Annotated in this window: 9 protein-coding genes; 3 read left to right on the forward strand and 6 right to left on the reverse strand. The window is 72.4% G+C overall.

What is annotated here, in order from left to right; genetic code table 11:
• Positions 1-2: 2 nt before the first annotated feature.
• Genes MT347_RS17465 through MT347_RS17490 form a run of 6 tightly spaced genes read right to left on the reverse strand, consistent with a single transcriptional unit; the run spans position 3 to position 7,460 of the window.
• Positions 3-1,022, reverse strand: coding sequence for a hypothetical protein (locus tag MT347_RS17465; RefSeq protein ID WP_243502614.1), 1,020 nt, complete (start codon positions 1,020-1,022; stop codon positions 3-5).
• Positions 1,022-2,107 carry a phosphotransferase family protein gene (locus MT347_RS17470; protein WP_243502615.1) on the reverse strand — a complete coding sequence of 362 codons (1,086 nt, stop codon included), beginning with the start codon at positions 2,105-2,107 and terminating at the stop codon, positions 1,022-1,024. Before MT347_RS17470 ends, MT347_RS17465 begins: the two co-directional genes overlap by 1 nt.
• A complete protein-coding gene (locus MT347_RS17475; RefSeq protein WP_243502616.1) occupies positions 2,104-3,933 on the reverse strand; it encodes an ABC transporter ATP-binding protein in 1,830 nt (609 codons plus the stop codon). The genes MT347_RS17470 and MT347_RS17475 overlap by 4 nt, the downstream gene beginning before the upstream one ends.
• Positions 3,930-5,066, reverse strand: a complete 1,137-nt coding sequence (locus MT347_RS17480) for a glycosyltransferase family 4 protein (protein ID WP_243502622.1) — start codon at positions 5,064-5,066, stop codon at positions 3,930-3,932. Before MT347_RS17480 ends, MT347_RS17475 begins: the two co-directional genes overlap by 4 nt.
• On the reverse strand, positions 5,066-6,295 hold the full coding sequence (locus tag MT347_RS17485) for a glycosyltransferase (RefSeq protein WP_243502617.1): 1,230 nt from the start codon (positions 6,293-6,295) through the stop codon (positions 5,066-5,068). Before MT347_RS17485 ends, MT347_RS17480 begins: the two co-directional genes overlap by 1 nt.
• Entirely contained in the window at positions 6,285-7,460 is a 1,176-nt protein-coding gene (locus tag MT347_RS17490; protein ID WP_243502618.1) for a glycosyltransferase family protein, read from the reverse strand. The genes MT347_RS17485 and MT347_RS17490 overlap by 11 nt, the downstream gene beginning before the upstream one ends.
• A gap of 297 nt (positions 7,461-7,757) precedes the next feature.
• Here MT347_RS17490 and MT347_RS17495 point away from each other — a divergent pair, with 297 nt between their 5' ends.
• The 3 genes from MT347_RS17495 to MT347_RS17505 are packed head-to-tail and all read left to right on the forward strand — an operon-like array spanning position 7,758 to position 10,335.
• Positions 7,758-8,657: a MetQ/NlpA family ABC transporter substrate-binding protein gene (locus MT347_RS17495; RefSeq protein ID WP_243502619.1), complete on the forward strand. Its 900-nt coding sequence runs from the start codon at positions 7,758-7,760 to the stop codon at positions 8,655-8,657.
• Positions 8,654-9,679 carry a methionine ABC transporter ATP-binding protein gene (locus MT347_RS17500; RefSeq protein ID WP_243502620.1) on the forward strand — a complete coding sequence of 342 codons (1,026 nt, stop codon included), beginning with the start codon at positions 8,654-8,656 and terminating at the stop codon, positions 9,677-9,679. The genes MT347_RS17495 and MT347_RS17500 overlap by 4 nt, the downstream gene beginning before the upstream one ends.
• The gene (locus MT347_RS17505; protein ID WP_243502621.1) at positions 9,676-10,335 is read left to right on the forward strand and encodes a methionine ABC transporter permease; all 660 of its coding nucleotides are present in this window, start codon (positions 9,676-9,678) and stop codon (positions 10,333-10,335) included. The genes MT347_RS17500 and MT347_RS17505 overlap by 4 nt, the downstream gene beginning before the upstream one ends.
• Positions 10,336-10,517 lie beyond the last annotated feature (182 nt).

The following is a 10,517-nucleotide window of genomic DNA, read 5'->3' on the forward strand; positions in this document are numbered from 1 at the left end:
CCCTACGGGCGGGTCTGCGACGCGCACGCCCCCAGCCACTGCGCGGCGCGCGCGTGCCACGCGGGTCGGAAGAGGTAGACCGCCCCCAGACGCAGACGGGTGGATGCCTCGTACGCGGCGATCCGCATCGGGTCGACGTCCGAGCGGGCGGCGACCCCGTCGATCGCGCGCAGCGCGGCCACCGCGCGCGAGGCCGACAGGCGCCCCTGCCAGCGCCGCCAGGCGACATGGGCGCGCAGATTGGCGAGATCGAGGGCTGGTTCGGCGCGGGCGGCGGTGTCGAGGTCGATCATGCCGGCCCGGTGTCCGTCCCACAGCACCTGCTTGTCGTGCAGGTCGCGGTGGGCGGGAGCCGTCGCGTCGCCGGCGTCGATGACGAGGGCGGCGGCCGCGCGATCGAATGCCGCCGCGACAGCCTGCTCGACACCGACGCGAAGCGCATGATCGCGCCACCGCAGCAGGATCTCGGCCTCCGCGGTCGCGGTGTGCGGGGCGGCGTCGGCCGCGGACGGCGCCGCCAGCACGCGCTCCCAGCCGCGGGCCCATCCGTTCCACGCCGCGTGCACCTCGGCATCCGGGATCCCGGGGTCGGCGCCGAGGTCGTGCAGGGTGCGGCCGTCGACACGCGAGAGGTGCACGCAGCCCGCCGCATCGAGGAGTGTGACGTCGGGGGTGACGAACCCTTCGCGGAAGGACGCCGCACGGTCGTGCGCCCGGGTGATCGCGGCGACGGACTCGCGGCGAACGACCTTCACGTAGCCCGAGCCGTCGTGCGCGCGCAGCACGACGCGGCGTCCGCGGCGCCACGAGACGGTGGTTCCGCTCGACCAGACGCGCGAGAGCGCCGGCAGGTGCTTGTCGTGCCCGGCGAGGAGCAACTCGACGTCGCCGTCCCGCAGACGTCCGGCGCGCAGACGGCCGTCGGCGTGCACGACCTCGAGGTCGCACCCGCTCGACGACGGCCACGCCCGACGAACCCGCCAGCGGCCGTGCTCGTCGTGCACCTCGTGCGGCGGGAGCATCACAGCAGGTCCTCCGCCCGCTCGAGGCGTGCCATCACGGCCGACGGCCAGTGAGGTTCGCACCGACGGAAGGGCTCGATCGCCCTCTCCAGCGCGCACAGCGGCGTCCAGGCGCGCCAGTCCGCCTCGGTCGCGACCCCTCCCGCCGCCCGGTACGCGGCGAACAGCGAGGTCGTCGCAGCCAGGTCGCCCGTGCGGAAGAACTCCTCGACGGCGAATCCGGCCAGATCCATCGCCGGGTCGCCCGCTCCGAGGCGGTCGAGGTCGATCAGGCGGATCCGCCCATCCGGACGGTGCAGCACCTGATCCGCACTGAAGTCGCCGTGCACGATCGCCCGACGCCGGGCGCGGGGGAGGCGCCGTGCGAGCTCGTCGACACGTCGGGCGGTCGCGGGAAGAACGGTGCGCAGGGCCCGGGCGGCGCTGCGTGCGCGGACGTCGGGCGTCTCGACGGCTCCGGCCTCGTCGACGGAGACCGCATGCAGGCGTGCCAACGCCGCACCGGCGGCCGCGGCGTGCGCCGGGGACGGCGACGAGGCGAGATCTCCGTCGCCCCAGGATGCCGTCGCCCAGGCGTGCTCGGTCACCAGACGAGGCACGAGGGTGGGCACGCCCGCCCGGCCGAGCAGCTCGGCGGCGCGGAGGGCGGCGGATGCCCGCCCGGGAGCCGTCTTGGCGTACTCCCCGCCGGTGCGGACGACGAGTCGGCGCCCGGGGTTGTGGCGCACGATCTCGGCTCGTCGCCAGGACGGTTCGTGCCGTTCGGCATCCTGCACGGCGCGGGCGAGGACCCGGTCGCTGCGTGCGGGTCCGCCGGCCGACCAGGCAATACCCGGCAGGGCTCGCACCGTCGGGTCGCGCCGCTCGGCCGACGCCGGCTTGTCCGCTCCCGACCAGGCGCCCGCCCAATGAGCCCCCGCCGGCGTGGTGTAGGCGACGAGCACGCTCGCCCCCGGCTTGTATCGCAGATGACGCACGTGGACGGATGCCCCGACGACGTCGGAGAGGGATGCCGGATCCAGCAGCGTTCTCAGCCCCGGGATTCCCGGGTCGCGGACGGCGAGCTCGAGGACGGCCGTGTTCATCGTCGACCCCCGGTCGTCGCTGCGGCACTCTCGTCGGATGCTCGTCGCATCCAGGCGTGCACCCGGGAGCCCGCCCGGTCGACGAGCTCCGCCGGGGTCCCGTCCTCGACGATGCGGCCGTCCTCCAGCCACAGCACGCGATCGGCCGACAGCGCTTGCGTCACATCGTGCGTGATCGACAGGGTCGTACGGTCCTTCGTCAGCGCGCGCAGCGACTCGCCGACCTGGCGGCGCGCCTGCGGATCAAGACCCGTGGTGGCTTCGTCGAGCACGATGATCGGGCTGTCGCGCAGCAGCGCGCGAGCGATCGCGATCCGTTGGCGCTGACCGCCGGAGAGCGTGCCGCCCCGCGCCCCGAGCACGGTGTCGTATCCGTCGGGAAGGGCGGCGACGAAGTCGTGCGCGAAGGCGCGGCGAGCGGCATCCTCCACCTCGGCGTCGGTCGCGTCCAGCCGGCCGTAGCGGATGTTCTCCCGCACGGACGTCGCGAAGAGCACCGACTCCTGCAACAGCAGCGACACCGACGCGCGGACGCTCGCGATCGTGGCGCGGGAGACGTCGATGCCGTCCAGGCGTACCCGCCCGGCTCGGGGGTCGGCCGCGCGCACGAGCAGCCCGGCGAGGGTGGACTTCCCCGCCCCCGACGCGCCCAGCAGGCACACGTGCTGGCCCGCGGGGATGCGCAGGGTCAGATCCCGGAAGACGGCGCTCCCTCGACCGTCGTCGACCGAGACGGCCTCGAACGAGACGTCGCCGCGCAACCGGGGCAGAGCGGCCGCGTCCGGACCGTCGGCGATCTCGACGGGTTCCGCGAGCAGGTCGGCGACGCGCTCGCCGGATGCCGCGGCCCGCGCGATGCGCCCGGTGTACTTTGCGAGGTCCTTGAGCGGGCGCATGGCGAGCTTGAGGTACGCGACGAAGACGACGAGGTCGCCGGGGGTCATGCTGCCGGACAGCACCTGCCAGCCGCCGCCGAGGAGCACCGCCGCGGTGGCGAATCCGACGATGACGTCGGTGCGTCGCTCCAGCCCGGCCGCGAGGCGGCGCGCTCGTACTCCCTGCGTGAGGGCCCGGTCGTTCCCGTCGGCGAAGGCACCGGCCAGGCGGCGCTCCAGACCGTAGGCCTGCACGACGCGGATGGCGCCCAGGGCCTCCGACGCCGTGTCGGCGAGAGCGCCCTCGCCCTTTCGCGTCGTGCGCGACGCGTCGGTGATGCGGGTGGAGCTCCGCCTCGACGACACGGCGTAGAGCGCTGCGGCGATCACCACGACGAGGGTGAGGAGGGGGTCCATGAACGACATGACGACGACGAGGACGACGAGGGTGAGGACGTTCCCCACCAGCGGCAGACCCGCCGTGACGGCGACCTCCTGCAGTCGGCCGATGTCGCTCACCAGCCGCTGCACGACGTCGCCCGACGACGCGGTCGAGTGGTAGCGGGCCGAGAGAGACTGCACGTGGGCGAACGCGCGCGCCCGCAGCTCGGTGGCGACCCGCGACCCGACCAGGGCGAAGGCGACGGTGCTCGCGTACGCCGCCACCGCGCGCAGGGCGATGAGCCCGAGAAGCAGCGTGGCGCACGCGACGAGCAGTCCGAGGCTCGCCTGGGGGATCCCCGCCGCGGCTCCCGTCGATGCGCCGAGGCTCACCGACACCGAGTCGACGACGAACTTCAACGGCCACGGCTCGAGCACGCGGAACACGACGTCGGCCAGCAGAGCCACCATGCCCAGCACGATCAGCGACGCCTTGCCGCGCAGGTGCGGCCGGACGATGGCGAGGCTCCGTCGCAGGGCGCGCGGGGAGGCGGTCTTCTGACGCTTCACGCCGCCACCGCCGTCGGCATGCCACTCAGGATGCGCGCGAGGACGCCGCCCCATCCGTGCTCGGCGACCGCCTGCTGGCGGGCCTGATCGGCCATCCGCCGACAGAGCGCGGCGTCGTCGACGAGCGTCTGCAGGGCGTCGGCCAGAGCGCGGGCGTCGCCCGGCGTGGTCAGCAGCCCCGACTGTCCGTGCCGGACGAGGTCGGGTACCTGGCCCACCCGGCTGCCGACGACGGGGAGCCCCGCGGCGAGGTACTCCGAGACCTTCAACGGCGAGAAGTAGTCGTCGGCGGCCCGGTACGGTGCGACGCCGATATCGAGGCGCTGCAGCACCGCGGGAACGTCCTCCGGGGCGACGGCGCCGGTGAACTCGGCATCCACTCCGAGGCTCTTCGCCTGCCCCTCCAGTTCCGCGCGCTGCGGACCGTCGCCGACGATGAGCAGCCGCGCCCGCCGCCCCCGCCGCGCGAGCTCGGCCATGGCATCCACCAGCACGTCGACCCCGTGCCAGGGCTTGAGCGTGCCCACGAACCCGACGGTGGGAGGTACGTCGTCGGCCCGCCGCACGAGGGGCGGACGCACGCGGTCGGTGTTCACGCCGTTCGGGGCCACCAGCGGGCGGGAGGCGCCGTGATCCCGCGCCCAGGCCGCCACCGGCTCGGAGACGCAGGCCGCCACGTCGGCCCGCTGCAGCGCGCGCCCGGCGAGGGCGACCGCGGCCCGCTCGTCGATCAGCTCGCGGTGGCGGCGCTGCTCCTCCACCAGCGGGGCGTTGACCTCGAGCACGACCGGCACGCCGAGGGCGTCGGCGACGTCGGCAGCGCCGGCCGAGAAGAGCGAGAACCGTTCGTACACGAGGTCGCACCCGTCGGCCACGATGGCGACGGTCAGAGCGTCGACGGCATCGCGGATGCCGCGCTCGCGCTGCTGCGCACCCGCTCCTCGCACGCGCTGAACGACGACGCGCACATCGGCGAGGTCGGAGGGGACGTGATCGCCCAGCCGGGTGGCGTACACCGTCACGTCGTCGCCACGGGAACGGAACGCCCGCACGACCTCCTGCACGTGCACGCTCGCGCCCTTCGTGCCGAAGACGGGCACGCCGGGGTCGGCGACGAGATAGGCCACGCGCATCACGCCGCCTCCTTCCGGTCGGTCGCGGCGTCGGCCGCGGTGAGCTCGGCGAGCCGCTCGGCCTGCGCCGCGGCGTCGAACTGCTGCTCGATGAGCCGGCGCGCGCGACGGGTGGTCGCCTCGACGGGGTAATCGGGCCGGCTGACGCGCCGCAGCCCCTCGGTGAGCGAGTCCACATCGCCGGGCGTGCACAGCACACCGGTGCGGCCGTCATGGATGATCTCGGGGATGCCGGTGACCGCCGTCGACACGCACGGGATGCCGCTCGCCATCGCCTCCAGGAGCACGGTGGGCAGTCCGTCGGCATTGCCGTCGGCGCCGACCAGGCACGGGGCGACGAACACGTCGGCCGCGCGGAGGCGCGCCGAGACCTCCCCCTGCGGCAGCGGACCGAGGAAGCGGATGGCCGGTGAGGCGGCCGCCCGTCTGCGCAGCGGGGTCGCGAGCTCACCGTCGCCGACGATGTCGAGAGTGGCATCCACCCCCTCGGCGCGGAGCCGCCCGACGGCGTCGATCAGCACGCCGAAGCCCTTCTTCTCCACGAGCCGCCCGACCGCGAGCAGCCGCAGCGGCCCCGACCGCGGTGCGCGCTCGACGAACGGGAAGCGCTCGAGCTCGACGCCGTTGTAGACGCGCACGATGCGTCCCGCCGCGGGGAAGGTCTCGCCGAGGTGGCGGAGGTTGAAGTCGCTCACCGTCACCGTGAACGCGGCATCCGAGAGCTTGCGCTCGAGGTCGGCCGGGTCGACCGAGGAGTGGAAGATGTCTTTCGCGTGGGCGGTGAAGGAGTACGGGATGCCGGCGAGCAGCGCCGCCAATCGCGCCACGGTCGTCGCCGTGGAGGCGAAGTGCGCGTGAAGGTGGGTGATGCGCCGATCGATCGCCTGCCGGGCGATCTCGACGGCCTGCAGCGCGTCGTCGGCCTCCACCGAGAGCAGTTCCGGCAGGTGCCGGGCGACGGCCTGGCTGAGGCGCGGGTCGGACTGTGCGCGACGCAGGCCCTCCCACGCGGCCGACAGGCGGCGCGGGACGGGGACGGCGCGGACGGGCGCCTGCACGCGAGCGAGCTCGGCGTGGAAGCGGGTGTCGTCGCTCGGGCGCAACGCGAAGATCTCCAGGCGCTCGCCGCGTGCTTCGCGGGCGATGATCTCGGTGACGACGAAGGTCTCGGAGAAGCGCGGGTACATCTTCACGACGTAACCGACCACGGGGGAGGCGTCAGATGGCATGGGCGGTGAGTCCTTTCGTCGGGGCGAGGAGGTGCGCCGCGAGGGTCGCCGCGGCGGACAGGCCGTCGAGGTCGATGCCGGCTCGCGCGCAGCGGGTGCGGTGGTTGCGGCGGAAGAAGTCGGAGACGTCGTCGCTGTCGAGGCATCCGTCGTCGACCGTCTCGAACGCACCGACGCCTTCCAGAGCGCGCGCGCGGATGCGTTGTTCGTCGCGTCGGCCCGAGCGGGGCACGACGAGGGCCGGGGTGGAGGTGCTCATGACCTCGCAGACGGTGTTGTAGCCGCCCATCGTCACGACCGCGGCGGCGCGCTCGAGCAGGTTCGGCAGGTCCGGGACGCTGTCCACGACCTCCGCGCCCGTCCGCGCCGCTGCGGCACGCACGCGATCGCGATCGGACGCCGACATCTGAGGGCCGGTGACGATGATGTGGCGGTGCCCGGCGGGCAGGTCGGCGCCCGCCGCCGCGACGGCGGTGTGCACCCCGTCCGAGCCGCCGCCGACCGTGGTCAGCACGAAGGGGCCGTCGACGGGGGGTGTCGGGCGGGTCGGACGCCCGTGCGCGAGGTAACCGGTGTAGCTGATGAGCGGCGCCAGCCCGGGGGGAGTCTCGCCGCTCAGGCGCATGTCGTGCACGGTGGGATCGCCGTAGATCCAGATCGCGTCGTAGTGCTCGCGGACGGCGCGGGCGCCCCCGAGAGCCCGGAACTCGGCGCGGGCGACGGCGGGCCGGTCGAGCACATCGCGCAGACCGAGAACGGTCGTGCACGAGGGGTGGGTGGCGCGCAGGTCGCGAAGTGCGGGACGCAGCTCACCGTGCACGCCGAAGGGGTGGCGGTCGGCGACGAAGAGGTCGGGCGCGAACGCACGCAGCACCCCGGCGATGACGCCCGCCCGCATCGCGGTGACCCGCTGGATGTCGGCCGCGAGGTGCCGGGAACGGTAGCCCGTGTCATCGACCGAGACGCTGGGCACCACCACCCAGTCCCACCCGGGCGGGGCGGGGAACGCCGTCGCCGAGGCCTGGCCGGTGATGAGGACGCCGGTGACGTCCTGCCCGACGATCCCGGGGACCGTTCGGGTGAGGGCGTGGGCGAGGGCGAGGTTGCGCCTCACGTGTCCGAGCCCGACGGAGTCGTGCGACGACAGGGCGATCCGGTGAACCACAGCAGCCTCCTGGGGTGGTGGGCGCCCGTTGCGCCTCATCCGCGGGGTGTCCCGCGTCTCCCATGCTGGGTACGGCCTGTAAAACGCGACTAAGCCCTCTGCGAGAGGGTTCTTAGAAACGCGATTCGGCTGTGCCGCCGCACGCCTGCCACCCGTGCCGCCCCGGAGAGGATCGGCGCCGCGGGATCATCGTCGACGGATGCCGCATCGGCGAAGTCCATTACCCCGCGTGACAGCCCGTTACCGGCCGTAACGCTGCGACTTCGGCATGCGGCGTGTCCGTGATGACGTGGAGCTATGACTTCTCGCACCGCACGCCTGGCCACGATCCTCGGCGCCTCCACCGCAGCCCTCCTGCTCACCCTCACCGGGTGCGCCGGGGGAGCGGCATCCACCGACGACTCCTCGCGCATCGTCCTGGGCGCCGACGACGGCACGGAGGCGCACTGGGCGGTGCTGACGCAGAAGCTCGCCGATGAGGGCATCGAGCTCGAGGTGCGAACGATCAACGACGGTGTGCAGCTCAACCAGGGCGTGCAGGACGGCGAGCTCGACGTGAACCTCTTCCAGCACCTCATCTACCTGTCGCAGTTCAACGTCGAGAACAACGGATCGCTGGTGCCGGTCGGCGCCACCGCGGTCTACCCGCTCGCGCTGTACTCCGAGCAGTACACCGACGTGAAGGATCTGCCCGAGGGGGCGAAGGTCGCCATCCCCAACAACCCGACCAACCTCGCTCGCGGCCTGCTGAACCTGCAGACGGCGGGGCTGCTCACCCTCAAGGACGGTGGCACCGCCCTCTCGACGCCGGCCGACATCGTCACGTCGAAGATCGAGCTGCTCCCCGTCGACACGAACCAGACCGTCACCGCGCTGAAAGACGGCAGCGCCCAGGCCGCCATCGTCAACAACACGCAGGCCCAGAAGGGCGGGCTCGGCGACGAGCTCATCATCTTCAAGGAAGACCTGGACAACCCGCAGCTCGCGCCGTACATCAACGCGTTCGTCACGCGCGACGACAAGAAGGACGACCCGCGCTGGGAGAAGCTCGTGGCGGCGTACCACAGCCCCGAGGTCGAGGCCGCGGTCACCGAGCTGAACCAGGGCAACCTGCAGTTCAAGACCGAGTGGACCGGCGCGCAGCTGCAGGACGAACTGACGAGCCTCGAAGACGCCCTCAAGGCCCAGAACGGATGACCGCGGTCATCGAGCTGCGGGGCGTCTCGAAAAGCTTCCGCACCGATCGCCGCTCCTCCATGACCGCCGTCGACGACGTGTCGCTGAGCGTGGAGGAGGGGTCGATCGTCGGCGTGATCGGTTACTCCGGCGCCGGCAAGTCGACCCTCGTGCGTCTGCTGAACGGACTCGAGCAGCCGACGTCGGGCACCGTCGAGGTGCTCGGCGTCGACGTGGGTGCGGCCTCCGAGGCGAAGCTGCGCGATCTGCGGCGCAGCGTCGGCATGATCTTCCAGCAGTTCAACCTCTTCACCTCGCGCACCGTGGCGGCGAACGTCGCCTACCCGCTCAAGGTGGCGGGGTGGAAGAAGGCCGACCGCGACAAGCGCGTCGCGGAGCTCCTCGATTTCGTGGGCATCGGCGACAAGGCGACGCAGTATCCGCGGCGGCTGTCGGGCGGGCAGAAGCAGCGCGTCGGGATCGCCCGCGCGATCGCGACGGATCCGCAGATCCTCCTCGCCGACGAGGCGACGAGCGCTCTGGATCCGCAGACCACGGCCGAGGTGCTCGGCCTGTTGCGCGAGATCAACCGGCGCCTCGGCATCACGATCGTCGTCATCACGCACCAGATCTCCATCGTGCACGAGCTGTGCGATCAGGTGATCGTCATGGACGGCGGCCGCGTCGTCGACAGCGGCGACACCTACCGGGTGTTCGCGCACCCGCGCGCCGAGCTCACCAAGCGCTTCGTCGCGGCGGTGACCCAGGGCGTGCCGGCGGGCGAGGCGCTGTCGGCGCTCGCCGCGGGCGGGGGAGACCTCGTCAGCGTCGAGGTCAACGAGTTCTCGAGCGAGGACGTCTCCGACGTCTTCCACCGGCATGGCGCGCGGCACTCCGTCGTCTACGGCGGGGTGACCGACGTGCTCGGCAAGCAGCTCGGCACGCTCACCTACCGGGTGCACACCGACGACCTGGGTGCGATCGTCGCCGAGCTGCGCGGACACACCGACGTGGTCGTGCCGATCGTGGAGGTGCGCGCGTGAACAAGTGGGACACCCTCACCCCGGTGCTGCTGCAGTCCATCGGCGAGACGGTCTACATGGTCACCGTCTCGTTGCTCATCTCGGGCGTCGCGGGGCTCGTCATCGGTGCCCTGCTCTACGCCACCCGGCCCGGCAACCTGTTCGAGAACCGGGTCGTCTTCTTCAGCCTGAACCTCGTCATCAACGTCATCCGCCCCATCCCGTTCATCATCTTCCTCACCGCCGTGGCCCCGGTGACGCGCGCCGTGACGGGGACGACCCTGGGGACGGATGCCGCGATCGTGCCGATCACGATCATGGCCACGGTCGTGATCGCCCGCGTCGTCGAGCAGAACCTCGTGGCCGTCGACCCCGGCACCGTCGAGGCCGCTCGCGCGGTGGGCGCCCGCCGCATCGGCGTACTGTTCGGCGTCGTGATCCCCGAGGCGCTCGCGCCGCTGATCCTCGGTTACACGTTCATGTTCATCGCGGTCGTCGACATGTCGGCCATGGCCGGCTACATCGGCGGCGGCGGCCTCGGCAACTTCGCGATCATCTACGGCTACCAGCAGTTCAACGCCCAGGCGACGTGGGTGACCGTGGCGATCATCGTCGTGATCGTGCAGGCGGGTCAGCTGCTGGGCAACGCGCTGGCGCATCGCATCCTGCGGCGCTGACGTCAGGGCTCGCTCTCGCTCGGTGCGCGCGCCCGCGGCCGTCGCACGGTGCGGCCGCGGCATCCCTGACCCGTTGAGTGTCCACGACACGCCGTCACCCGGCGTGGTGGTCTCCAGTTGCTAGCGCAACACCCTCATGGTGTGGAGGGTGTGGATGCCGAGGAAGTTGGCGTTTGAGAAGC

Origin of the sequence: Microbacterium sp. VKM Ac-2923 (assembly GCF_022815605.1) — a bacterium.
Taxonomy (GTDB): domain Bacteria; phylum Actinomycetota; class Actinomycetes; order Actinomycetales; family Microbacteriaceae; genus Microbacterium.